The organism is Chitinophaga niabensis (assembly GCF_039545795.1).
GTDB classification, from domain to species: domain Bacteria; phylum Bacteroidota; class Bacteroidia; order Chitinophagales; family Chitinophagaceae; genus Chitinophaga; species Chitinophaga niabensis_B.
Genome location: NZ_CP154260.1, coordinates 4,736,650 through 4,761,706 on the forward strand (window position 1 = coordinate 4,736,650; position 25,057 = coordinate 4,761,706).

Consider the following 25,057-nt stretch of genomic DNA (forward strand, 5'->3'; position numbering starts at 1 on the left):
TCTGTGGAGGAGACTTTTGCATGCGGTAGTTTCGCGTTACCTTTGCGGCGGCGAAAAACGACTATATGATCAATACCGTGATTTTTGATATGGATGGCCTGCTGATTGACTCGGAACCTCTTTGGGGCCTGGCCATGCGGGAGGTGTTTTCAACAGTAGGGGTAGAGCTTTCGGCTGAACTGGCCAGCCATACTACCGGCCTGAGAACCAAGGAAGTAGTAAGCTACTGGCACAATTATTTCAAGTGGGATGCCAAAAGTGCTGAGCAGGTGACGGATGAGATCATCGAAGGTGTGACGGCCAAAATCCTCCGGGAGGGCCGGGCCATGGAAGGACTTCATTATATACTGGACTTCTTTGCACAACGGAATTTCAAAATGGGGTTGGCCTCCTCCTCTCCTATGCGGCTGATCCAGTCGGTTTTAGACCATTTGCAGATCGGGTCTTCCCTGCATGCGGTGGTTTCTGCAGAATTTGAGCCTTACGGCAAACCCCATCCGGCAGTTTACCTTTCCTGCGCGGAGAAATTGAACAGTTCCCCGCTGGAATGCGTGGCTTTTGAGGATTCCGTAACTGGTATGATAGCCGCCAAGGCTGCCAGGATGAAAGTGGTGGTGGTGCCGGAGGTACACAGGCGGGAGGAAAAGAAGTTTGTACTGGCGGATCTGAAACTGGATTCTTTACTGGAGTTTGATCAGGGAAAGCTGGAACTGCTGTAACATGAAATAGAAAGCGGCATGAGATCTTTTCCCATGCCGCCCTTATATATGGAGGATGATTAGTTATTCCACCAAACTTTCGCATCAATGTTATCCCCTGTCAGTTGCCCCACTGCTTCTCTGTAATTTTCCAGGTTCACGGCCTGCTCCTTCTGCGGATAATAGATCCGTTGGGGAATACCGGTTCCCGCCAGCGGGATGAATTTCTTTTCTTCTTCAGGTGCCGGTGCGGTTGGCCAAACAACATCTCCCTTCTTTATAAGGAATGTCGGGAAACCAGTGCGGCGGATCTCTGCCCAGGCTTCATTTCCCTGCATGTATAATGCCAGATACTTCTGAGACAGTACCGTTTCCTGGGTAGCGGCAGGTAATAATGCTATATAGGCATCTGCCGAAGGTTTATCCACGCCCCATTTTTCCAGGGAGGCCCTTACACCGTTTAAATAATCTGCCTGGCTCCAACTGTTGTATTCTGCCAACAGGAAGTTTACTTCGGCATACTCCATTAATACTTCACTATAATCAGCTGCATTCACTACGGTGCCGGGTAAACTGATATCCTCTGCTTTCAGGATGGAAGCCAGGCTTGGCAACAAACCATAAGGCTGCCCGATATACAATCCATCTTTATTGGGCCGGGCATATATTTTCAACCTGGGATCAGCAGCTGTAAATGGACCTACCTGGCCTTTCAGCACATTGATCAGGATATGTGATACAGAAAAGTCCCGGCGGTTCTCTGTTACAGTTGCCCTGTAAAGTGGTGCTTCGTTGGGCGCTTTGGCTTCATATTTCAATGCCGCATTCTCTGTGTTGTTGCGGATCAGTCCATCTGCAATGGCTTCCTGGATATGCGTGGCTGCCAGTTGCGGCAGTTTTGCACGAACCCGGATGGCTACACGTAAACGCAGGGAGTTCGCAAAACGTTTCCAGAGATCAGCTTTGCCTTTATAGATCCCATCAAAATTCCCGAAGGTGTTTTCCGTTACGATCAGCTGTGCAGCTGCTTCCTTCAGTTCTTTCAGGATATCTGTATAGATCTTTTCCTGGGAAGCATACTTTGGTTTGGAGATATCCGGGTTGAGTTTCAATGCCTGGAAATCAGGATCGTTGCTGCCGAAAGAGCTGTAGGGTACATTGCCGAATGCATCCGTTAAAGTGAGGAAGGTGTATGATTTCAGGATGCGCGCAATGGCGATCTGGTTTTCATTAGGCCCTACTCCTGCTGTTACTTTTGCTTTCGTCAACGGGTCTGTGTTCAGGCGGATGACCTGCTCCAGGTTGTTCAATGCTTTGTAGGCATTGTCCCAATAAGTATCAGAGTTTGTTCTCGGCAGATCGTACCTGCTCTCATTGGTGTATTGATTTTGAGAGAAGTACTGTGCAAACAGCATGGCACTTCTGATATTGCCTGCGGAACCGCGTGCATTATCCATCAATTGCTTTTGTGCAGAAGAAATAATAGTGGTAGTGGGTACATCAACAGGCCTGTTAGGATCTGTGTTGATCTCCTCCAACTTCTTATCACTGCAGGAGATCAGGGATACTGCTGCTAACAGTGTGAAGCTATATATTAAGATATGTTTCTTTCTCATGACGATTACTTTTATCAGAATTTCACCTGTACGTTTACACCAAATGTAATGGGCAAAGGCAGGTTACCACCTTCCACACCCTGGATATTTCCGCCGCTGTTAGTGAGTTCCGGATCAATGAATTTGTTTGCCTGGTAAATGTTCCAGAGGTTACGGCCGTAACCGGCTACGCGTATCTGGCGAACTACGGATGTTTTCGCAAAGGGGATTGTATATCCTGCTGTTACTTCGCGCAGTTTTACATAAGTACCATCAAACACACTTTGTGTGGTAGGACCATTGGAGAATCCATATGCCCAATCGTATGCGGAGATCTTTGTTGTATTTGTTTTGGTGTTGCCTACGGTATAAGAACCATCTGGTTTAAATACCACATCGCCATTTACACCTTCCAGTACCAGGCCATTCTCACGGATACCATTGGCTGCAGTAGGTTCCAGCACGCCTGTTTGCATACCTACTTTATAGGTCTGGGAAAATACCTTTCCTCCTACACGCCCGTCTACCAGGAAGCTGGCATCAAAACGTTTATAAGAGAATTGCTGTTGTACACCGAACTGCCATTTGGGCAACACACTTCCGATAGAGCGTAATTGTTCTGTTCTGGCGTAAGCACCATTAGCGGTGATCACTTTGTTGCCGGCATTATCATACACAAAATCATATCCCAGCAACTGACCGTAGGCCTCTCCTTCTCTTGCTACTAATGTAATGAGTGAACCGGTTGGATCGGTAAGCGGGAAGCTGGTTACACCTTCAGAAAGTTTTACTACTTTATTGGTGTTCTTAGACCAGTTAAAGCTAACATCCCAATTGAAATCTGTTGTTCTTATTGGTGCAACGTTCAGCGTTACTTCCACACCCTGGTTATTGATCTTTCCTGCGTTGATGAATTTTGATTCATAACCCAATGCAGTGGATACGGGTATATTGATGATCTGGTTTTTACTATCGTTATTATAGAAAGTAACGTCCAGCCCTACACGGTTGTTGAAAGCTCTTACGTTCAGGCCTGTTTCCCATGAGCTGGTGATCTCTGGTTTCAGGTCTTTATTCGCCAGCACGGCCGGTAATTTATAACCGGGGTTGCCATTGAAAGGTTGCTGGGCTTCGTAAGCCTGCTGTAACTGGTAAGGGTCTGTATCGTTACCCACCTGTGCCCAGCCCAGGCGAACTTTCAGGAAGTTCAGCCAGGATATGTCTTTCAGACCTTCCAGTTCGCTGACGATGAAACTGGAGGATACAGACGGATAAGCAAAGGAGTTCTTATCACGTGGCAGCGTACTGCTCCAGTCGTTGCGGATGGTCCCATCCAGGAAGAGTAAGTTCTTATAGCCTAAGGATACACTTCCAAATAAAGAGTAGATGCTTTTATGATAGAAGTTGGATTCATTCAATACACTGGTGGCGTTCTTCAGATTGTAGTACAAGGGAATGATCAAACCGCCCTGTGTAGCTGCATTGGAAATACGGCGTTTCTGGTCCATGATATTACCACCGGCATAAGCTGTGAGTGATAAAGTGCTCCAGCGTTTGTTGGCAGTGGCCAGGAATTCATAGTTGAACTCATTGAATGAATTTGCATACTCGGTGTAGTTACTCTGGCTACGGGAGAATACAGCGATCCTGTCCTGGTACTGATAATTATAAATATCTGCATTCACTTTGGAACTCAGCTGCAGCCAGTTGTTCACATCGTAAGCAAGACCGATATTTCCGTAGAAGCGATCGCGGTTTTCCTCGAGGTAACTTTCGTGGGCAGACCAATAAGGGTTATCTATGTATTTAGTAGCCCTGCCTGCTGTGGTATTTTCCCAGCTGTTGCGGTTCCAGGAACGGGGTGTACCATCGGGACGTTTGTAATCACTGAGCTTATCATAATCCACCTGCACCTGGCCCCATTGAAATGCTTCCAGCATGATGTTACGGTTGGAAGCACCTGTCCATGGGCGGCCGGTGCTGCTGTTCTTCACATAATTGAAGTTGGCAGTAGCCAGTAAACGGGAGAAACGGGTGGAGCCGGAGAAGTTGATGGTATTCCTTTGCAGGCTGGAATTAGGTACAGTACCTCTTACAGACTTGTTCGTATAAGAAAGACGGAAAGTTTGATTTTCTCCGCCGCCGCTAACAGAAATGTTGTTGGTAGAAGAAATACCCGTACGGAAGAAATCAGTAACATCCTTTTTAGGATATATCCATGGTGTTGCTTTCAGGTAATCCGCGGTGTATTCAGGGTCCAGGTTATACCAGTTTAATACAGGCGTACCATCCAGTTTAGGGCCCCAACTTTCATCCATACCGTAATCAACGATCTTGTATGTTTGCCCGTTGATCACTGCTTCCTGGAAGGTATTGCTTTTACCACCGCCATATAGTTTCTGGCGTTCAGGTAAGCGGTTGATCCTTTCGAGTTCAATACCTGAATTGATGGTGACATCGTATCCTCTGCCGGTACGGCCTTTTTTAGTAGTGATGAGGATAACGCCATTCGCTGCGCGCGATCCATACAAAGCTGCGGCAGATGGGCCTTTCAGCACACTTACGTTTTCAATGTCATCCGGGTTGAGGTCTTGTACCATGTTCCCAACATCTTTACCGGCAGAACCATTAGTGGTGCTTTTGGTATTGAGGTCGGCATTGTCAATCGTAACACCGTCAATCACAAAGAGTGGCTGGTTATTACCGGAAATAGAATTAATACCTCTTAATAATACTCTGCTGGATCCGCCCATATTGCCACCAGAGGTGATCACCTGCAAACCGGCAACTTTGCCGGAGAGTGCACTCAATGCATTGGTGGGGCGGGTTTGCAGTTCTGCGCTTTTCACTTCCTGTACAGCATAACCCAGTGCTTTTTTGCTGCGGGAGATACCTAAGGCTGTAACCACTACTTCCTGCAATTGTTTATCAGCGGCATGCAGTGTGATGTTGATCGTTGACTGGCCGTTGATGAGTATGGATTGTGTTTCCATACCGATCAGGGAGAAGGTGAGCAGTGTTGCGGTATCCGGAGGCTGGAGGGCATATGTGCCGTCTGCGGCAGTTGCGGTTCCTGTTCCGGTACCTTTAATAAATACGGAAACGCCGGGTAGTGGCTGTCCGCCTTCGGTAATTACTTTACCGGTGATTTTCCTGCTTTGCGCATGAAGGGTAATGGTTGTTAGGAGCAAAAGCAGGGTTGTTAGTATATAGTTCTGTCGCATAGCTTAAACCCTATTAATTATATAGACTAAATAGGCTGCGAAGGTAGGCCATGTGTTAAAACTATCCTAATAAAAAAAATCTATGAGGGGATGGAGGGGCTGTTACCAGGTGAACTTCAATAATGAAACGCCTTGCCGTGGTAATAAGATCCTGACCACTGCTTCCCCATTCTTCGTTTTAATCCACTCCGGTGCATGCAGCAGTTGCAGCTGGCCGGCTTTCTCTAGAGCCGTTATCTGCGCTGCATCCGGTTGTTTTGGAGAACCCATTTTCTTCCAGGCTTCATAGGCATTACTGTATTCCTGGTCCACCCGGTAGTGCTGCAATAATGCAGCAGTGGGTAATCCGCTGATCTTTACCACAACTATTGCAGCTGGTGCGGGGCTGTTGTTATCGTGATAATTCCAGACCATCACCGTTGCGCTGTTTTTATCTTTAGCTGCGAGTGCGTTAATATCAGCAGAATCTCCGCGCACACTGGCTGTTTTTATCCGTTGATGATCATAACTGAGTTTTCCGCTTACGGCTACCCTGTTTCCCTGCATCATGCCAAACATCCTGAAGATGTTCAACACCGGTTTGTCCACGCCATTTGTGGCCAGGTCCCTGAATCCTGCAAACCATGGCTGGTCTTCAAATTCAAAAGCCCAGGTGACGGCACCGGCCAGGTTGACTTTTCGTTCATCGGCGAGATCATATTTACGTGCAAAAGAAGAAGCGGTATAACTGGAATACATGGTCCCGTTCCGGTAGGCATTCTGCGGACTGAACTCTTCAGAGCAGGCGGCACAGCCTTCGGGGTCTGATTCCCCTATAATAATGGGCAGATGTTTGAGAGAAGGATAAGAAGCTATTATTTCAAATCCTTTATCTATATCCCTTAACTGCGTACCCATATTCATCTGCACTATGCCATTCACCAATTTCGGCGATCCCTTTGCGTGAAATGTGATCACATCCAGCGGGGCTCCTTTTTTACCTGTTACATGGTTTTTGCCGTTCACAATATGGTCCAGGAATGTTTTAAAGAATTTGGTGGAATTGCGGCCCTGTGGGCCGGTTACTTCAGGCCCGCCGATCTTTGCTGTCGGCAGGGCACGTTTTACGGCATCTGCTACGTAATCGTATAGTTTGATGTATTCTTCCGGTGTGCCTTTCCAGTAACTGATGTCCGGCTCGTTCCATAACTCCCAGTACCAGCTTTCCACTTCTGCTTTGCCATAACGTGCTACAGAATGTTTTACCCATTCATACACGAGGGTAGCAAACTTTTTATAATCGGTGGGCGGATAGGCCCAGCCTGTGTAGATATCATTATAGTTATCACCTGGTTTCCAGTGATGCCGGTATGGTTCCGGTTTTGAGGAAAGGGCCTGCGGCATAAAACCGATCTGTGCGATGGGCTTCATACCTCTTTCTATATAGGTATCGAAGATCCGGTCTATGATGGTCCAATTGTAAACGGGGTTTCCGTTAGCATCTTCTGTGTAGGCATTGGTGGAACCCCATTTCAGGGCAGCTGTTCCATCCCCTGTTACCAGCAGGCTGTGCACTCTGACGTATACGGGTACTTTGCTGAGTTTTGCTATTTCTGTGAGGAGTTTCTTACCATCTTTCATGTAAGTATAGTTCGGTTCATCATAACCAAACCATGCCCAGATGGGTTTCATGGGCCCTTTTGAATTGTTTGTATTAACGTGGATGTATACGGAATCCTGTTGTGCAAATACTGATTGCGTGATAAGCAGTAAAAGGGCAAGGGTCCTCATGTTTGTATTATTTAAGTGTCAATAATACAATATACTAATTCCGGGAATAGGGAGGGGCAAAAAAAATCCTCCCGATATACATCGGGAGGATCTTTCTATCTTTTTAAAACAATCAATTATTCACCTTTCTTTTCTTCACCACCTTCTGATTGTTTCAATTTTTCTCTCAGTTCAGCGAGTGCGCCGAGGTCACCCAGGGTAGCTTTTTCCACTTTAGCCTGGAGGTTCTTAACAGACTTGCGGGTTTTTTCCGCTTCAGCACGTTTTTCTTTGTTCACGGCTTCTTTCTCGTCTGATTTAATTTGTTCCCAAACTTTAGTGTGAGAAACCAGGATGCGTTTTTCGTTGCGGTCGAATTCAATGATCATGAATTCTTTCACATCTTCAACAGCAATTGGTTTATCATCTTCCGTACGCAGGTGACGTGCAGGAGCGTAAGCTTCCAGTCCGTATTGCAGTTGTACGGTAGCGCCTTTATCATCTTTCTTCACTACGGTACCTTCATGGATAGAACCAATCGGGAAGATAGTTTCGAAAGTGTTCCATGGATCTTCTTCGATCTGTTTGTGACCGAGGCTCAGTTTGCGGTTGTCCTTGTCTATGCCGAGGATAACAACTTCGATCTCGCTACCCACTTTCGTGTACTCGCTTGGGTGATTGAAGCGTTTGATCCAGCTCAGGTCAGAGATGTGGATCATACCACCGATACCGGTTTCCAGCTCAACGAATACGCCATAAGGAGTGATGTTCTTCACGATACCTTTGTGACGGCTTTCGAGAGGGAATTTAGTTTCTATAGTAGACCATGGATCTTCTGTGAGTTGTTTGATAGACAGGCTCATTTTACGCTCGTCTTTGCTCAGGGTAACTACCACTGCTTCGTACTCTTCGCCCAGTTTGAAGAACTCTTTGGCGTTGATTGGTGTGGAAGCCCAGGAGATTTCGGATACGTGAACCAGACCTTCTACACCAGGCAGAATTTCAAGGAATGCACCGTAATCTTCGATATTTACCACTTTGCCTTTCACTTTTGCACCTTCGGTGATAGTTGCAGGCAATGTATCCCAAGGATGCGGGGTCAGTTGTTTGTAGCCTAAGCTGATACGTTTCTTCTCGTCGTCGAAGTCCAGTACCACCACATTGATCTTCTGATCCATCTGGAGTACTTCGCTTGGGTGAGAGATACGTCCCCAGCTGATGTCTGTGATGTACAGTAAACCATCGAGACCACCCAGATCGATGAAAGCACCGAAGTCTGTGATATTCTTGATAGTACCTTCCAACACCTGGCCTTTTTCCAGTTTGGAGATGATATCCACGCGTTGTTGCTCGATATCGCTTTCGATCAGGGCTTTGTGAGATACCACGGCGTTGCGGATGGCTTCGTTTACTTTCACCACCTTGAATTCCATGGTTTTGCCTACAAACTGATCGTAGTCGGTAACCGGTTTAACATCGATCTGAGAACCTGGCAGGAATGTTTCCATACCGTGAACATCTACGATCAAGCCACCTTTGGTTTTGCTGGTAACGGTACCAGTAACAACTTCGCCTGTTTTGTAAACCTCAACGATACGTTCCCATGCACGTTGTGCGCGCGCTTGTTTGCGGCTCAGGTGCAGGTTACCGTCCCGGTCTTCTTTTTCTACTACCAATACTTCTACATCGTCTCCGATCTTCAGGTTCGGCATGTCGCGGAACTCGTTCAGGGAGATCAGACCATCGGATTTGAAGCCGATGTTCAGCACTACGTCAGTTTTGGTTAAACCAACCACAAGACCAGTTAACAAACCATTCTCTTCGATCACTTTGAAAGTGCTCTCGTAAGTTTGGTCGTACTTAGCCTTTTCTTCTTTGCTGTAAGAAGATACGTTACGTTTGTCCACGCTCCAGTCGAAATCATCGTGAGCGGTGGCAACAGGTACATTTTGTGTCGCTGTTCCTGCCGTAGCTTCCTGAGCTGCGGGGGCCTGTTGTTCAGCGTTTTGTTCGTTAGTAATGTTGTTTTCTGTCAATTTTTGTTTCCTCCTTTTAAGTAAAGAATTTTAAGGACGGCAAAGATACGCAGATAATCCCTTTCGGACAATTTTTTTTGGGCTAAATAGCCTATGTGTATAAACAGGTTACATATTAAATTTAACGTTATTAATGAGAGCTCTTTCCGCCGGGATCAACAATTTTCTTTAATTTTCCATTATGAACGGAACTTCTATCAAAACGGAATTGCGGAACTGGATCAGGCAGGAAAATATGGTTACGTACCTGATCGTAACAAATATTGCTATTTTCTTTCTACTGGGTATTATCAGGCTGGTTGCCCTTGCATCGGACAGTGCCAACCCGGTTTTCGTTTTCCTATATGACAACCTGGCCCTGCATTCCAGCCCGGACCAGCTGCTAATGAAGCCCTGGGGCTTCATTTCCTATATGTTCACACATTACATGGTGCTGCATGTATTGTTCAACCTGATGGTATTCTTCTTTTTCGGCAATCTTTTCCGTTCTGATCTGGGCAACCGGCGTGTGCTGCCTTTATACCTGCTGGGAGGGCTTGTTGGCGGTATACTTTATGTGGCGGTTTATAATCTCCTTCCCAGTTACAGGGGCATAGACGGAACCATGGTAGGGGCTTCTGCTGCTGTTATGACTTTTCTTGTAGCCAGCAGCACACTGATGCCTAACCTTGAAATAGCGCTTTTCGGGATCTTCAATATCCGCTTAAAATGGCTGGCCATAGCGCTGGTGCTGATTGATGTATTTTCTATGGCAGATGGTAACCTCGGCGGGCTTATTTCTCACCTGGGGGGTGCTGCTTTTGGTTATGGTTATATCCGGATCCTGCAGCAGGGAACTGATCTTTGCGGGCCATTGATCGCGCTTTTTGATAAAGTTAAAGGGATATTTACTCGCCGTGAGGCCAGGGCGCCCAAGAAGTTCAAACCCAAAAAATCTCCGCTCCGCGTGGTGAGGAATAACGAAGTGGCTATTGGTACGCGGCTGGATGAGCTGCTGGATAAGATCAATGAAAAAGGCTATGAGAGCCTCACTTCAGAAGAGAAGAACTGGTTAAAGAAGTATAGTGATGAGAAGTAAGGTTTAAGCAGAAGGCAATTCCACCCTGATCTCTGTTCCCTCCCCCATACGGCTGTTTACAATGATCTCTCCCTTATGCATGCGGATAATGTTCTTTGTGAGCGGCAGCCCTATCCCATAACCTTTAAATGGCTGTGTATTGGATGCACGGAAAAAGGGGGAAAAGATATAAGGCATGTCCGGTACCGGTATCCCGATCCCCAGGTCCCTTACAATAATGATGTTCTTGGAATTGGTAGCCGCTAATGCCAATGATACCGGCCGGTTGCTGGAATACTTCACGGCATTGCTCACAATATTGCTCAGCGCCAGTTCCAGTAACTGAAAACTACCCAGCACATTCATTTTCTCTTCTTCTTCGGGGAAAAGGCTGTAATCAATCTCTACTTTATTATCCGGTGTGATGCGGTCTATCACATGTTTTACGGCAAACAGCAATTCGTCTGTACGCACAATGTCCCAGCTTTCTTTTTTACCATCAAACCCCGTTTGCGCCAGGTGTAACAGGCTGCGTGTAATATGTTCCAGGCGTTCTGCTTCCCGCAGCATATTACTCACAGCGGTACGGTAACTCATGCAATCCCTTTCTTTACTCAATGCCAGTTCCGCTTCTCCGATAATAGCCGTGAGCGGTGTACTCAGCTCATGAGAGGCATTGCTTACAAAGTTATTCTGTGTTTCAAATGCCATCTCCAAACGGTCCAGCATATTGTTAAAAGTATCTGCCAGCTCACGGATCTCATCATTGCCGCCATGTGCTTCCACACGCAAATGCAGGTTACTGGAACTGATATCCTTTACCCGGTCTATAATACGATGTACGGGCAGTAAAATATAACGTGAAAAGAACAGCCCTGTTCCTATGATCAGTGCCAGCGCTACTGTAAGACAGGTAAGCAGGATCCGCCGCAGGTCTGTCATGTATTGCGACATATACTCATTCACTGCAGACACGATCACGATGTAACTATTATCTCCGTTCGTGTAGAGAATGCCTTCATAGAACCGGTCTCCATTCCGGAATGTTTCCCTTCCTTCCCTGATCACGGCCTCATAGAATTCCGGTTGAAGGCCAATATAATGATGCGCTTCTATTTTGTTGCCCGGCAGGATGCGCAGGATGTATTCATTTTCTGAGGGCAGTTTTTCCAGGTGTTTATCCCGTATGTAATTATATGCCAGTGTATCTGTTCCAACAGGCGGGAAAGCAGCTGTTGCAGTGAGGTATGCCCGTATTTCAAGCCGTTTATAGAAATCTTCAAAAGAATACTGCGTAGCCAGGTAGTACACGAAAAAGCTCATCACTGAAATGATGGATACGGTGAGTATCGCAAACAGCAGCATGATCTTAGTACGAATTTTCATCGGTAAGGGTTTCTTTTAGCATGTAACCATGGCCCACAACGGTTTGTATAAGTTCCGGCCCACTGTCTTTGTTTATTTTTTTGCGGAGGTAGTTCACATATACATCCACCACTTTGGTGCTCATGTTAAAATCAATGCCCCATACATGTTCCAGGATCTCTACCCTGGACAATACTTTCCGGGGATTGCGCAACAGGTATTCCAGCAGGCGGTATTCTGTAGCAGTTAAGGTCATGACCCGTCCCTTGCGGGAAGCCTGTTTGGTATCGGTATCCAATTCCAGGTCGGCCATTCGCAGCACATTGCTATCCTTGCCATTCAGGGGTATTGTATTCCTTCTTCTGAGCAGGGAACGGATACGGGCTTCCAGTTCCTGGAATTTAAAAGGTTTGGTGAGGTAATCATCTGCCCCACTGTCCAACCCGATCACTACATTTTCTGTGGTGCCTAATGCTGTTAACATCAGGATAGGCGTTTGTACCTGATCAGCCCTTAACTGCCGGCATACTTCTATCCCGTTCTTTCCGGGCAGCATTACATCCATGATGATCAGGCCAAAATTGTTATTTCGCGCCATATCCAGCCCCAGCAAACCATCCGGCGCCACACTTACCTCATATCCTGATTCCGTTAATCCACGGGAGATCACAGATACCACAGCAGGCTCATCTTCTACTAATAAAATCCTCATCTTTCCAAATTTAAACACTGAAGCGCAGAAAATAGCGGGTTTACACATTCTCTTACCAGATTCTAACCTCTTTGCCATGATATTTTTATCGTTTCGCAACTATCTTCTAATCGTGCATTTACTTCCTTCTAACACCCCCATTCTAGTTTTGTTTTAAAATAAATGCTCATGAAAAACATACTCGTACCCACTGATCTGTCCATTCGTTCATTAAACTATCTGCACAACCTGGCAGAGCGGAATGATGAAGTGGTGAGCATCACGCTGATGCATGCATTAAAAATGCCGGATTCCATACTGGACCTCTGGATGTTCACCAAATCAGGAAGACATCATACGCTTGTTACCGGCGATTTCAGGGAAGCCTGTGAAGTGATGAAGAATAAATACGCCAAAACAATCCACGAAATAAAAGTTGAATTCTTTTATGGCAGTACTACTCCGGCATTGCGGAACTTCCTGAAAGCACATGAGATCCATGAAGTAGCTATGCCGCAGTCAATGGGTTATCAGTGCCCGGGAAGAGAAAGTTATAATCCTGAAAAGCTGTTAAAGAAATGCCGGTTGCCGATCAAGGAACTGATCATACATACACCTAAACAAACAGCTCCTTCCGCCACTTCGATTGCTGAGCTGCTAGTACTGCAAAATTAAGATGATGCCTGACGAGTGAAAATAAAAATGATGAATTATGCTGCTAAAGAAAGGTATTCCGCTAAGATATATTTTTGGTACAATCCGGTATGAGATACTGGCAGTAACGGTTTACACGCTGCTGATCAATATCCTTTATTATCAATACGGATTACGTGAGATTGCTATTCCACTGGCCATACCCATGGTACTGGGCACGGTGTTATCCCTGCTCCTGGCCTTCAGGTCCAACCAGGCATATGACCGTTGGTGGGAAGCACGTACGATCTGGGGAGCTATCGTAAATGATTCCCGTTCACTGGTGAGGCAGTTAACATCCATGATCAATAACACAAATGAATCGGAGGAGATCAGGCATTTCCGGGACCAGTTCGTAAGGAGACAGATAGCATGGAATTATGCCCTCGGGCAAGCGCTCAGAAAAAAAGATCCACTTAAAGGATTGGACCGGCTGCTCTCCCGGCGGGAACTGAATTTTGTTTCGAAATTCGATAACGTTCCTGCCGGTCTTCTCCAGATGCATAGCCGTGATCTGCGTTATGCACTGCAGCATGAATGGATCAATAATTATCAGCAGGTGGAGATGGACAGAACACTTACCAGGCTTTGTGATGCAATGGGTAAATGTGAGCGGATCAAGAATACGATCTTTCCGGCCACTTACAGTCTGTACACCCATTTTGCGGTCATCTTCTTCATCCTGTTACTTCCGTTTGCACTTATAGATTCCCTTGGTATTGTGGAAGTGCCGTTGGTGGCAGCAATTTCAGCTTCATTTCTGCTGATTGAGAAAATGGCCATCAACCTGCAGGATCCGTTTGAAAATAAACCAACTGATACTCCTATGACAAGCATTGCCCGTAAGGTTGAGCGGGACCTTTTGCAGATGCTGGAAGAAACGCAGATGCCGGAGGTGGAACTTGAACAGCAGCAACCCGCTTACTATGTTTTATAAGGTAAGGTTAAGGATTGAACAGGCCCTCAGGATCTTCCCGGGGGCTTTTTTTACTCTATAATGTTCCCCAGGTAGGAAATGGGCTGTTTATTGCGGGGTTCCACATACAGGGTAGCCTCTCCGGTTTTTAATACATTCAGTACCATATAACTTACATCCGGCGAATTGCGTTGCCGGAAGGTGATATTCCAACTCTTTTTGCGTTCCTGCAGTTTGTAATCGAATTTCCCCCATTTAAAAGTGAACCCGATCTGGGAATTATCAGCATATACATGGGTAGACCGGCCATAATAAGGGAGGTTCACCAACAGGCTGTCTCCCTGCACCCGGAAAGTATAATTTTCTCCCGGCACACTGGTGGTTTGGCCTCCGGGCGGCATAACAGCCTGTACAAAAAAGCGGAAATTCTGCTTATCCAGCCTTTGTTTAATGGCGGAGGCGAGGAGGGAATCCTGGGCATTTGAAGAGGTGACCATAAAAAACAAGGCAGCGCTTAAGCATAATATGGATCTAAAGATGTTCACGGAAGGGGATTTAGGCTATATGAATTTACCGAATTATGGGCAATCAGATTCTTGTTATCTTTGTACGGCACAAGACAACGTACAGACGACCACATGAAGACATTTAACGTTCCTATTATATACCGCAGCCCGCTGATCTCTGCTATTAAACAGCAGCGGAAACAGCAGGACCGCATGAAAAAAGACTTTACCCCTACCCTGCTGGATTTTGGTCCTGTGCGGATACAACTGGCCCGGCATTTCGGGTTTTGTTATGGGGTAGAAAATGCTATTGAGATCGCTTTTAAGACGGTGGATGAAAACGAGGGGAAAAGGATCTTCCTGCTGAGCGAAATGATCCATAACCCCCAGGTGAACAACGATCTGCTTTCCCGTGGTGTGAAGTTCCTGATGGATACTTCCGGCCGGCAGCTGATCCCCTGGGATGAATTGAATGCAGACGATATTGTGATCATTCCTGCTTTTGGCACCACCCTGGAAATTGAGGGCAGGCTGCAGGACATGGGCATTACCCCGCTTCAATATAATACCACCTGTCCTTTTGTTGAACGTGTATGGAATAAAGCTGAACAAATTGCGGCCAAGGAATATACCGTGATCGTACATGGTAAACCCAAACATGAGGAAACCCGGGCTACCTTTTCCCATAGCAGGCACCATACCCCTACGGTTGTTGTAAAGGATATGGAAGAAACCCACAGGCTGGCAGCCTACATCTTAGGCACACAGCCGGCGGAACAGTTCTACGAGGAATTCAAAGGACAGTATTCAGAAGGCTTTGATGTTACCAAACACCTCCAACGTGTTGGTGTAGTGAACCAAACCACCATGCTGGCATCTGAAACACAGGCAATTGCAGACTATATCAAACAGACCATCCAGGAGAAATACCAGCTGGCGGATAACCAGGTGGGGGAAAGGTTTGCGGATACAAGGGATACTTTATGTTATGCCACAAACGACAACCAGACTGCCGTTACCGGGATGCTGGAGGTGGAAGCGGACCTGGCTATTGTGGTGGGCGGGTACAACAGTTCCAACACCTCTCATCTGGTAGAACTCTGTGAGGAAAAACTGCCTACCTATTTTATTTCCTCAGAAGAAAAACTCCTCTCCCGCGAGGAGGTATTACACTGGGATTTTCATCATCACCAGGAACTCCACAGCACCCACTTCCTTCCGGAAAAGGAAACGCCGGCCACCATTCTCCTTACCAGTGGCGCATCCTGCCCGGATGCCATTGTAGAGGGCGTGATCCGGAAACTACTTTCTTTTTACGGCCTGGAACATAAAGTGAATGAAGCGATAGAAACTTTCGGATAACAAAAAAGACACCAGATGGGTGTCTTTTTCCTTTGGGGCTAATCAAACGCTAGTAATGCAGAGAAAATTCTTATAACAAACAATTGATGACCTTGAACGTGCAACAAAAGTACATTCCAATACAGCAGTCCGCAACCTCGATTTAATATCCGGTATTGTATTGCCGATAAGTGGTAAGATTGGAACTAAATTTGGTGCGGCGGGATCGCAATTAAAACTGCATCGCTTTTTTCAGGAAGTCTGCTTTACGTCTGCGTGACACTTCTACCTGTGTGCCATCACTCATCAATGCAAACCCTCCTTCTCCCTGGATATAGGATTCCATCTGTTGTAAATTTATCAGGTGGGAATTGTGTACGCGGAAGAAATCCACGTCCGTTAGCAGTTCCTCAAACTCTTTGAGTGGTTTGGATACCAGCAGCTGCTTTTTATCTGTGAAGAAGATCTTGGTATAGTTACCGGTGGATTCACATCTTACAATATTCTGTACAGGCATGAACACCAATCCGTTAATTGTTGGGAGTGCTATCTTTTTATTGGTCTGCTGTAAAGTTTTCATGTTCTGCAGGAACACTTCCAGCGGGGCAGTGCTGTTATCCTGTTTATTCAGGCGTCTTTCGTGGAATTTGCGGAGAGCTTCCTGTAATTCCTGTACGCTGAATGGTTTCAGCAGGTAATCGAGGGCATTAAATTTAATAGCTTTCAGGGCGTATTGTTCGTAAGCGGTGGTAAAGATCACATCAAAATGCACTTTATCGTACAGCTTCAATAATTCAAAACCATTTTGGTGAGGCATTTCCACATCCAGGAAAACCAGGTCCGGCCGCAGGTCATCGATGATCTGCTTAGCGTCCTGAACACTATTTACGCCGGCCAGTACCGTCACTTCCGGACATTTTTTCTGCAGCATAGTCTGCAAAGCATCAATACAATGCTGTTCATCGTCAACGATAATTGCTTTAATCTCGCTCATGTGGTGATATTTTGCTATTTCTCTGCCCTCTCTGTCTAAAATAAAAACTCTGCGGGCAATACGATTTTTACCTGCGTTCCGGTAGCCAGGCCTACATGGTCCTGCAGATCGTTCACTACCACGTTTGCATCTTTGGTATTATTGATCTTGCGGATCAGGGCTATACGGCCCTCAGTCACTTTCATACCCATGGAATTGTGCAGATGGTCTTTTTTGGCTTTGATCTCCATCGCCAGTTTGCGGCCGATGCCGTTATCTGTTACCAGTATTTCGAGTACCCTGCCATTGAGGCTCACATTGATATCCAAACGGCCTTTATCCTTACGGTGCACTAAACCATGCCAAATGGAATTCTCTACATATGGTTGAATGATCATGGGCGGGATCAGCACTTCTTCTTCATTGATATTCTCTGCCACATGAATGTGGTAATCAAACATATTATTACAGCGCAAAGCTTCGAGGTCAAGATACAAACGCAGGGATTCCAACTCCTTATTCAAAGGAATGAAAGTATGCTGGCTGTTATCCAGGATCATGCGCATCAGTTTGGAAAACTTGGTAAGGTAATCCGATGCTTCTTCCTGGTTATTGCTCCAGATATAACGGTGGATGGAACTAAGCGAGTTGAAAATGAAATGCGGGTTCATTTGAGAACGAAGGGAACGTAATTCCAGCTGAAGCGTCTGGCGGTTCGCCTGGAGGTTACGGTGCCTGATGTAAAAGAAACCGCCAACGATCAGCATAAAAAGAAAACCTGCCAGGGCAATAGCCAGGGCCAGGTTACGGCGGATCCTCAGCTGGCTGATATCCTGTTCCTGCTGCAATTGTTTGATCTGGTTATCTTTCTGGTGTACCACATACATCGCCTGCATCTGCGCAAACTCTGTGGTAGACCTTTCGTTCAGGATACTATCCTTGTACAGGAGGGAGAGATTGGAATTATCAATGGAACGATCGTAATCACCAGCCCGTTTGTAGTTATCCGCCATGGCTTTGTAAGCCTCCATCAGGGTAGATTTGAAGCTCCATTTCAAACCCAGGTCTATCGATTCCTGGATGTATTTGCGAGCTTCTTCATGTTTACCCTGTTCATTCAATAAACGCCCGATGCTGAGATAACTTTCTGCCACATGTACTTTATCATCTACTTTATCATTTGCCTGTAATGCCTTTTGGAGGTATTCCATGGCAAGGGGATAATTCTTCTTTTTCTGATAGGCTGTGCCCAGGCAGGTATAACAGATAGACATCCCTGTTTTATTATCCATTGCCTGGTTAACGGCCAGGGAGCTCTTATAGTATTCAATGGCTTTATCCAGCTGCCCCAGGCCCTCATAGGCATATCCCAGGTTACCCAGGTTAATGGCTACCCCCAGGTCGTTTTTGCCTTCCCGTTCCAGCCTGAGGCTGCGGGAAAATTCCTGGATGGCATCGTTGTACTTACCATCAGAGAGTTTGATATTGCCGATGGAGTTAGTGGCGATACAGATATTGCGGACATCGTTGGCTTTTTCAGCCAGTTTGAGTGCACGGAAGTGGAAGTCGAATGCTTTGGGAAGCATATCCCTTCTGCGGTAATCCACCCCGATATTATTGAGTGAAATAGTGATGAGGCGAACGTCTTTTGCGTCTTCCGCATACTTGAGGGCCCTTTCATGAAAATCGGCTGCGAGGATGTATTGGGATTTATTTCGTTTAGCCGTGCCCAGTTCATTATATCCTTCTGCTAATCCTTTGTTATAGCGGATCTTATGGGAAACGTTGATGGCTTCCTGGAGGAAGGCGTTATCTTCCTTACGTTTATCAAAGTAGCGGTAAAGACTTTTAGATCTGGCCATGAGCCGGTTCACTTTAACCGTATCGTCCGCCATTCCTTTGATGGAATCCAGGCTCGCCTGAACCTGCAGAGAATCCTGTGCAGATGCGTGCATCCACAATGCAAGGTGCAGGAACACTATAAGAATAAGGCCTTTTTTAGACATGGTGAGGTGAACAGTATATACACAAGTTATTAAAAATAAACGATTGTATTTCAGGTAGTACGAAAAAGTGAAGGGGCGAAAGAATTCGCCCCTTTCCTATTAACCGAATACACCTACTGAAAATATGAAATAGGGCCGTCTAGCGACCGCATTCCACATTGCGTTTTAAGACACGCTTCGCCATAAGCCCGGCGTGTTTGATTTATTTTTACAGTTCTTTTTATAATCGGTTAATAGCATGGTCTTTTGTCTGGATATAGCCGTTTAAAAGCCTTTGGACAATCACTTAGAACCACTTTGCAGCGATACAAAAGCTACTGGATCCGCCAAGCGCTATCCGGTAGCCTTTATCATTCAATGATTTGCAACAAAGTTCAGGTTCTTTTCAAGGTATGTTGTCTATCCGATCCAAAGTATCATGGCATAATATCAATCACGTCCGTAAGTTTACGGAATCAGGGCCAAGACCATTAAAAATGCAGGAATTTCGAGAGGATGAGGTATATAAAATTATATACAGGGATAGTATCCCTATAGAACCAAAGGTAATAACGTTTTTTTGATATACAAAAAAATTTCAAGAAGAATGTGCCATGATAGCGTCTTCTACCCATTGCATGACCAGATCGAGCTGTTCCTGCATGTTTAATTGACTGTTATCCAGGATGATAGCATCATCTGCCCTGCGGAGGGGACTTACTTCCCGGTTAGCATCTATATAATCGCGGAGTTCCAGGTTTTCTTTTACTTCGTGGAGGGTGATATTCGGGTTTTTGGCGTATAATTCTTTGAACCTGCGTTCCACCCTGATAGCGGGGTCTGCGGTCATAAAGATCTTCAGTTCTGCATGCGGAAAAACTACGGTACCGATATCCCGGCCATCCATCACAATACCTTTCTGTGCACCCATCTTTTGCTGTTGTGCCACTGCAAACTCCCGAACGGCGCGGATGGCAGCTACCTCACTTACTTTTTCCGCCACCAGCATTTCACGGATCAATTGCTCTACGTTTTCATCATTGAGGAACATATCGCTGTAACCGGAGATCTGGTTGTGCACAAATTCCAGGTGAATGCTATCGAGTGCGTTCTTCACTTGCACATGATCATTCCATTCAACCCTGTGCTGAATGAAGTAAAGCGTGATAGCGCGGTACATGGCACCACTGTCTATGTACAGGTAGTTCAGCTGAGCAGCCAATTGCCTGGCCAGTGTGCTCTTCCCACAGGAAGAATAACCGTCTATTGTAATGATAATCTTTTTCACGCCCGGATTTTTGATGTGCAGGTAGGTGCCTGATGCAACAATTGCCACTGCAAAAATGCCGTAATTCCGCGAAAAATCAAAGAGTTTTTCTATCTGCGATCGATCACAATCACTTTATGCGTACGCATTAGGCGGTTTGATTTCTGATCGTAGAATGCCAATATATAAGTGCCTTTGGAGAGATTGTTCACGCGAATGGTAGCTTCTCCTTTTACGGAGTACTGGTTCACAACCTGCCCCAGGCTGTTCACTACCTGCATGATCATATCTGTATGTTCACCGCGGACCTGTACCTGGAACTGGCCCAGGTTGGGATTCGGCCATACATCGATGTGCAGGAAGGGTGGTACGGCTTTGATCTGGGAATAACTTACCCGTTCATTTTTAGAGACTGCTTTGATACGGTAATAAGTCCATCCATCGTAGTTATTAGGATCGGCGTGTACATAATCGAGGCGGGAAGTGGTATTTCCGTTGGGTGCTTTGGAGCGTACCTCTCCTGCTTTTGTGAAACCGGTATCTTTATCAAAACGTCTTTCAATTTCGTAGCGGTCGTTGTTCAGCTCACGTATCACAGACCACTCCAGTTGTGCGAAGTTTTCTGAGAGACGGTAAGCGTTGAAATAAATAAAAGCAGCAGGTGCATACGGTCCATAGATCATGGACGCCTTCGTAAAGTACTCATTATTGTTCAGGCCATCTTTAAATACACGAACGTGCATAGTGGCATTCCTCAATGTATTGGTAGTAGTGATATTACCGGCAACAGGGAAAGTTTCCAGCTGCTCCAAGTAATCCCAGGCATTGTTCACGTAACGGGATACATAACTGGCAGAACGGAAGGTCATATAGTCCTTTCCTTCTTCCGCATCCATGTGTTGTAAAGTAACTTTTGCTTCTGCATGATCACTTCTTACACGTGCTACGTTCCATGTTTTATTAGTAAAATCCAGTTTATTCACATTCCCTGATATTGCATGCTGGTATACGCTGTCAAACACCCTTGCCCTGAAATCATCCGGTACACCGGTGTATTCAATTTCTGCAGGGGCATAAGTATCTATAGAGGTGCCGATAGGGAATACTACTTTACCGGAGGAGCCATCCACACTTTCGCGGTAGAGGAAACCACCGGCTACGGTAGAGCCTGTTACGATAAAGGAGTTTTCGTTATAACCTGTGATGGTTCCGGGTTTGGCATCGCCTACCACCAGGTTCCATCCATTCAGGAAAAGATGGCCGCTGGCAAAATTGAGATTGTTACGAACTTTCACATCACTTAGGTCTGAGAGTAAAATTCCCAGGCGGTTGTTCACTTCAAAGTTAGGAAAGGTGGCGCCGGTACGGCCAACCACACTGTATCCTCCGAGTAACTGTTGTGCTCCCAGGTTACCATACATGGGGTTATTTCCGGAAAAGCGGAAGAGGCCGCCTTTTCCATCAACACCACTGGCGGATTCATCAGGAAGCGTGGCACCGTTACCGTTATTCCAGGTTTTACCGAAGAAATTAATGATTGAATTGAGGTTGGTACCAAAAGCGCCTTCGTTAGTAACATTTCCATATATATTGAATACCTCTCCCGTTGCAACCTGGATCCTGGCATCGGGGGCAATGTACACGCCTTGCTGTTGTGCTTCGAGTGGCAGTACAAGGCTGAGAAGTGCTAATATGGTAAGTGAAATGTAACGCATTTGTTTTTGGTTATCACAATGAGATGATAGCGATATTTAATCTCGTATTACCAGGAACAGCCCTGGTGGCGGTGCTGCTATTCACATAACCGACCATTATCTGCGGGGTGGTAGCACTGGTATTACTCACCCTGGCCCATCCTATTGCAAGCCCCGAAGCTAAAGCTGCACCAGGACTTATCATCACATTATCGTCTGCTTTCAAAACAACTCCTGCAGGTAATGTATAAGTAACATTTGTTGTTGCCAGTGCGCCACAGTTTTGATTCGCAGGTGTATTAAAAATTAATTTAGTAATACCTGTCAACACAGTACCGTCAGCACCAAGTTTAAAAGTCCCTTCCACATCCAGTTTAGCAGCAGGTGCTGCAAGTCCGATCCCCAACCTGTCATTTGTATTATCCCATATCAGTTGCGCGGCTTTTTGTGCCACATCACCTGTTGTACCATTGGCGAACAATACACCTCCGGCTGTATTTAAACCAGTTACCCTTATTCCGCCAGTAACGTGTAAGGCTGTGCTGGGAGCAGCATTACCTATTCCCAACCTGTTATTGGTATTATCCCAGATCAGCTGACCTGCTTTCTGTGTTACAGCACCCGTGTTTGTGAACAATAATCCACCCTGTGCAGTTAAACCTGTTACAGAGAGGCTTGCCATGTTGCCGTTACCGCTAATACGGAAATCACCGGTTTGTAAGGCTGCATTCTGATTCTGAATATAAGCAGTAGCCAAGTTTGGAATATCTGCGGCTACGAGTGCTGTTGCGCCGGATTGTACACGGCCTTTGGCATCTGTTGTTACTTTGAAATAGGTATTGGCAATGCCGAAGTTTGATAAAGTTGTTACAACATTTCCGGCGGCGTCTACTGCGCTGGCAGTTACATCTCCGGAGATTGTTTTAATATAGTCAGGGGTCCAGTTACTCCATTTTGTACCATTGTACTGAAGCAATTGATTAGTGGATGGTGCTATAGGGAAATTAATGTCAGACAAACCGCCTAATGCGTATGTGGTCAGGTCCGGAACTTTATACCATGGCGTGTAACCATTTGTTTTTTTAACGTACAGCGTTTGATCTGTGATGTTAAAAACCATCATGCCTGCAGCGGCACTATCAAGTGGATTGGAGGTTAATGCAGTACTTGTAACACGTGGTAACAGCAAACCTTTTTTGTGTGAGCTTATTTCAAGGGCGGCATCCAGCCTGGTAGATTCTGCCTGGCCGCCTATTTTCATTTGTGCCCGGGAAGGAATGGCTGCGAATCCGGAGAGCAGCAGTATTAACAGGGATGTATATCCTCTCGGCCAATTCATGTCAACTTTTTTGGTGTACAGAAACATCATATGCTTGTATTAAGATTTTACCGGAACGGTTATACGAATAATAACCGTTCCGGTAAATCAGGTTTAGAAGCCAGTTCCTCTGCTGAGCATCTGCCAGTTTGTACCGTCAGACATCACAGTGATGGAAGTATGTACAACGGAGATAGTAGTACTTGCTATACCATTAATGGTTTGGCCACCAGTTGTATTCACAACAACATTGTTATCTTCTTCTGTAGCGGGGTTGGTACCAGGGATCCTTTTGATCACATAGATCCTTCCTGAACATTCTGTTGCATTGGGGAGCGAAATAGTAGTTGCTGCTCCTGCTGCTGCAATGAGAACGATATAGTCATCAGGTCCGATTGTGCTACCTGCGGGAGCAGTACGGAATTTAACACCAACGGAACCGTTCACGATCAGGTTAGAGGGAGATACTTGCGGAGTACCAAAAGCAGCACCCACGTGTACTTTACCAGCGAATGATTTATCACCGCCAAATTCCTGTGCACCTGTGGAAACCACACCACGATCGGCAGTACTTGCGTTAGGTAAAGCAAAAGTAACTGTACTACCGGTAGATGTAACAGCAAAGTCTGTTCCGGTTGTAGCTGTTGCAAAAGCGAGGTTACCAGTAGCGTCACCTACAGCAGGAGTAGGAGATGTTGTAGAGATCTGTCCGATACCTGTGGAAGTTAATTTCCAACCTGGAACAGTTACTTTCTTCAGTTCGTATTGTGCATCACCTGTAGCAGATGGATCCTGCAATAACAGGTTGTAGTTGTCAGTGTTCACCAGTGTTTGTGCAGCAACGCTTTTTAAGGTTGTAGCACCTTCTACTAACAAAGTTGGAGCACCGGATGCCGGATTAACCCTTTTAATCTCCACACTTCCATCAAATATGGTCTTCTGATTAGAAAACGTCTTGTCTCCTACGAATGTTTGCGCACCAAGGGTAACAATACCCGCAGTTGTTTCAGTAGCGGGAGATAAAGCCAGTTCCCATTTGTTTCCGTTCTTTGTAAATACAGCACCTTCTGCTACTGCATTAGCAACTGTCAAAGGAGGAAGTACTTTAATACCATCAGCAGCCATCAGGTCCTGCAGTTTGGTATAATCATCAATGTGCATGAAACCATAAGTTGGCGTGTTACCAGCTATAACCTGACCAGTTAAAGTAGGAAAGCTTAGTTCAATACGGCCAGGGGTAGCACCAACTGGCGGCGCAGTGACAATTTCAGGTGCTATACCAGCATTATCCATCAACGAGATCTCCAAGTCACCTTTCAAGGCGTTCAAGCTCGTAACAGAACTTTGTGCCAGATCTCTCTTTTTAACAGTACCGTCAGTTGCGAGCACCAATACATTATTACCATCGGTAGCAGGCACTGCATCATCAACAACTCCAGCTGCAAAGACCAACTTTCCATCTGCACCAATGGTGAGCCTGGTGGCGCCATTTGTTTTAAAATCTAAAGGGAAGTTGTTGGTAGTACCCAGGAAACTTCCAGCTGTACCAAGGTTACCATCCTGTTTCCAGGGACCTCCAAGGCCACCCTCTGTAGTAACTCTCACCATCGCGCCACCAACGCCTCCGGTTTTCACAAAGAGACCTGCAACACCTGCGGGGCCACCACCTATGTAGTAAACCAGGAAACCAGCATTTGCTGAATTCGAAATTGCAGCCATGCCGGCATCATCTACTCTGGGTAACAGTAATCCTTTTCTGGTGCTTTCCAGTTCGAGGATAGCAGCAGGATCAATGGAGGCGGGATTTCCCCCGATCTTGACCTGAGCTTTTAGGCTGTCGTAGCTAAAGAACAACAGCGCAGCCAGTACCATACTGGCAATACGTAACGACTTTCTCATAGGATAATAGGTTGAAAAATATGAGTTGTTAAAATAAAAGGTTTATGTGT

The 25,057-nt window shown here is 45.9% G+C and carries 18 protein-coding genes; 5 read left to right on the forward strand and 13 right to left on the reverse strand.

Features of this window, described 5'->3' with window-relative positions; translation table 11 throughout:
* Nucleotides 1-65 precede the first annotated feature (65 nt).
* Complete coding sequence (gene hxpB, locus AAHN97_RS18770) at nt 66-719, forward strand: hexitol phosphatase HxpB (RefSeq protein WP_343303603.1); 654 nt, start codon at nt 66-68, stop codon at nt 717-719.
* A gap of 59 nt (nt 720-778) precedes the next feature.
* On the opposite strand, the gene AAHN97_RS18775 is transcribed toward hxpB, so the two are convergent.
* The 4 genes from AAHN97_RS18775 to rpsA all read right to left on the reverse strand — a co-directional run bounded on the left by AAHN97_RS18775 (nt 779) and on the right by rpsA (nt 9,302).
* On the reverse strand, nt 779-2,314 hold the full coding sequence (locus AAHN97_RS18775) for a SusD/RagB family nutrient-binding outer membrane lipoprotein (protein WP_343303604.1): 1,536 nt from the start codon (nt 2,312-2,314) through the stop codon (nt 779-781).
* Nucleotides 2,315-2,328: 14 nt separating this feature from the next.
* Nucleotides 2,329-5,517 carry a SusC/RagA family TonB-linked outer membrane protein gene (locus AAHN97_RS18780; protein ID WP_343303605.1) on the reverse strand — a complete coding sequence of 1,063 codons (3,189 nt, stop codon included), beginning with the start codon at nt 5,515-5,517 and terminating at the stop codon, nt 2,329-2,331.
* 102 nt (nt 5,518-5,619) lie between these two features.
* The gene (locus tag AAHN97_RS18785; protein ID WP_343303606.1) at nt 5,620-7,287 is read right to left on the reverse strand and encodes a GH39 family glycosyl hydrolase; all 1,668 of its coding nucleotides are present in this window, start codon (nt 7,285-7,287) and stop codon (nt 5,620-5,622) included.
* A 116-nt stretch (nt 7,288-7,403) separates the two neighbouring features.
* Nucleotides 7,404-9,302 (reverse strand): 30S ribosomal protein S1, encoded by a 1,899-nt coding sequence (gene rpsA, locus AAHN97_RS18790; RefSeq protein WP_343303607.1) that lies wholly within the window; start codon nt 9,300-9,302, stop codon nt 7,404-7,406.
* A 181-nt stretch (nt 9,303-9,483) separates the two neighbouring features.
* On the opposite strand from rpsA, the gene AAHN97_RS18795 reads away from it, so the two are divergent.
* Nucleotides 9,484-10,380 carry a rhomboid family intramembrane serine protease gene (locus tag AAHN97_RS18795; protein WP_343303608.1) on the forward strand — a complete coding sequence of 299 codons (897 nt, stop codon included), beginning with the start codon at nt 9,484-9,486 and terminating at the stop codon, nt 10,378-10,380.
* Nucleotides 10,381-10,383: 3 nt separating this feature from the next.
* Here the strand turns inward: AAHN97_RS18795 and AAHN97_RS18800 are convergent, their stop codons facing one another.
* A complete protein-coding gene (locus AAHN97_RS18800) occupies nt 10,384-11,745 on the reverse strand; it encodes a sensor histidine kinase (RefSeq protein ID WP_343303609.1) in 1,362 nt (453 codons plus the stop codon).
* Nucleotides 11,729-12,436, reverse strand: a complete 708-nt coding sequence (locus AAHN97_RS18805) for a response regulator transcription factor (RefSeq protein WP_343303611.1) — start codon at nt 12,434-12,436, stop codon at nt 11,729-11,731. Before AAHN97_RS18805 ends, AAHN97_RS18800 begins: the two co-directional genes overlap by 17 nt.
* Before the next feature lie 168 nt (nt 12,437-12,604).
* Between AAHN97_RS18805 and AAHN97_RS18810 the strand changes: the two genes are divergently transcribed.
* Both AAHN97_RS18810 and AAHN97_RS18815 read left to right on the forward strand, forming a co-directional pair.
* Nucleotides 12,605-13,090 (forward strand): hypothetical protein, encoded by a 486-nt coding sequence (locus AAHN97_RS18810; protein WP_343303612.1) that lies wholly within the window; start codon nt 12,605-12,607, stop codon nt 13,088-13,090.
* 37 nt (nt 13,091-13,127) lie between these two features.
* Nucleotides 13,128-14,045, forward strand: coding sequence for a bestrophin family protein (locus tag AAHN97_RS18815; protein WP_343303613.1), 918 nt, complete (start codon nt 13,128-13,130; stop codon nt 14,043-14,045).
* Between the two features lie 50 nt (nt 14,046-14,095).
* Here AAHN97_RS18815 and AAHN97_RS18820 read toward each other — a convergent pair whose 3' ends face one another.
* A complete protein-coding gene (locus AAHN97_RS18820) occupies nt 14,096-14,569 on the reverse strand; it encodes a DUF4251 domain-containing protein (RefSeq protein WP_343303614.1) in 474 nt (157 codons plus the stop codon).
* A gap of 93 nt (nt 14,570-14,662) precedes the next feature.
* On the opposite strand from AAHN97_RS18820, the gene AAHN97_RS18825 reads away from it, so the two are divergent.
* Nucleotides 14,663-15,892, forward strand: coding sequence for a 4-hydroxy-3-methylbut-2-enyl diphosphate reductase (locus tag AAHN97_RS18825; RefSeq protein WP_343303615.1), 1,230 nt, complete (start codon nt 14,663-14,665; stop codon nt 15,890-15,892).
* Between the two features lie 211 nt (nt 15,893-16,103).
* Here AAHN97_RS18825 and AAHN97_RS18830 read toward each other — a convergent pair whose 3' ends face one another.
* The 6 genes from AAHN97_RS18830 to AAHN97_RS18855 form a co-directional block, all read right to left on the reverse strand.
* Nucleotides 16,104-16,865 (reverse strand): LytR/AlgR family response regulator transcription factor, encoded by a 762-nt coding sequence (locus tag AAHN97_RS18830; protein ID WP_343303616.1) that lies wholly within the window; start codon nt 16,863-16,865, stop codon nt 16,104-16,106.
* 35 nt (nt 16,866-16,900) lie between these two features.
* On the reverse strand, nt 16,901-18,850 hold the full coding sequence (locus AAHN97_RS18835; RefSeq protein WP_343303617.1) for a tetratricopeptide repeat protein: 1,950 nt from the start codon (nt 18,848-18,850) through the stop codon (nt 16,901-16,903).
* 577 nt (nt 18,851-19,427) lie between these two features.
* Nucleotides 19,428-20,117, reverse strand: coding sequence for a (d)CMP kinase (gene cmk, locus AAHN97_RS18840; RefSeq protein ID WP_343303618.1), 690 nt, complete (start codon nt 20,115-20,117; stop codon nt 19,428-19,430).
* Between the two features lie 89 nt (nt 20,118-20,206).
* Nucleotides 20,207-21,811 (reverse strand): T9SS type A sorting domain-containing protein, encoded by a 1,605-nt coding sequence (locus AAHN97_RS18845; RefSeq protein ID WP_343303619.1) that lies wholly within the window; start codon nt 21,809-21,811, stop codon nt 20,207-20,209.
* Nucleotides 21,812-21,824: 13 nt separating this feature from the next.
* Nucleotides 21,825-23,129, reverse strand: coding sequence for a hypothetical protein (locus AAHN97_RS18850; protein ID WP_343303620.1), 1,305 nt, complete (start codon nt 23,127-23,129; stop codon nt 21,825-21,827).
* A 93-nt stretch (nt 23,130-23,222) separates the two neighbouring features.
* Complete coding sequence (locus tag AAHN97_RS18855) at nt 23,223-25,007, reverse strand: hypothetical protein (protein ID WP_343303621.1); 1,785 nt, start codon at nt 25,005-25,007, stop codon at nt 23,223-23,225.
* Between the last annotated feature and the right edge of the window lie 50 nt (nt 25,008-25,057).

Coding starts and splice junctions, on each gene's coding strand:
- AAHN97_RS18795 (WP_343303608.1), top strand. CDS start 9,484: ATGAACGGAACTTCTATCAAAACGGAATTGCGGAACTGGATCAGGCAG.
- AAHN97_RS18850 (WP_343303620.1), bottom strand. CDS start 23,129: ATGAATTGGCCGAGAGGATATACATCCCTGTTAATACTGCTGCTCTCC.
- AAHN97_RS18780 (WP_343303605.1), bottom strand. CDS start 5,517: ATGCGACAGAACTATATACTAACAACCCTGCTTTTGCTCCTAACAACC.
- AAHN97_RS18855 (WP_343303621.1), bottom strand. CDS start 25,007: ATGAGAAAGTCGTTACGTATTGCCAGTATGGTACTGGCTGCGCTGTTG.
- AAHN97_RS18815 (WP_343303613.1), top strand. CDS start 13,128: ATGCTGCTAAAGAAAGGTATTCCGCTAAGATATATTTTTGGTACAATC.
- AAHN97_RS18785 (WP_343303606.1), bottom strand. CDS start 7,287: ATGAGGACCCTTGCCCTTTTACTGCTTATCACGCAATCAGTATTTGCA.
- AAHN97_RS18800 (WP_343303609.1), bottom strand. CDS start 11,745: ATGAAAATTCGTACTAAGATCATGCTGCTGTTTGCGATACTCACCGTA.
- AAHN97_RS18835 (WP_343303617.1), bottom strand. CDS start 18,850: ATGTCTAAAAAAGGCCTTATTCTTATAGTGTTCCTGCACCTTGCATTG.
- AAHN97_RS18845 (WP_343303619.1), bottom strand. CDS start 21,811: ATGCGTTACATTTCACTTACCATATTAGCACTTCTCAGCCTTGTACTG.
- AAHN97_RS18825 (WP_343303615.1), top strand. CDS start 14,663: ATGAAGACATTTAACGTTCCTATTATATACCGCAGCCCGCTGATCTCT.
- hxpB (WP_343303603.1), top strand. CDS start 66: ATGATCAATACCGTGATTTTTGATATGGATGGCCTGCTGATTGACTCG.
- AAHN97_RS18775 (WP_343303604.1), bottom strand. CDS start 2,314: ATGAGAAAGAAACATATCTTAATATATAGCTTCACACTGTTAGCAGCA.
- AAHN97_RS18810 (WP_343303612.1), top strand. CDS start 12,605: ATGAAAAACATACTCGTACCCACTGATCTGTCCATTCGTTCATTAAAC.
- AAHN97_RS18805 (WP_343303611.1), bottom strand. CDS start 12,436: ATGAGGATTTTATTAGTAGAAGATGAGCCTGCTGTGGTATCTGTGATC.
- AAHN97_RS18830 (WP_343303616.1), bottom strand. CDS start 16,865: ATGAGCGAGATTAAAGCAATTATCGTTGACGATGAACAGCATTGTATT.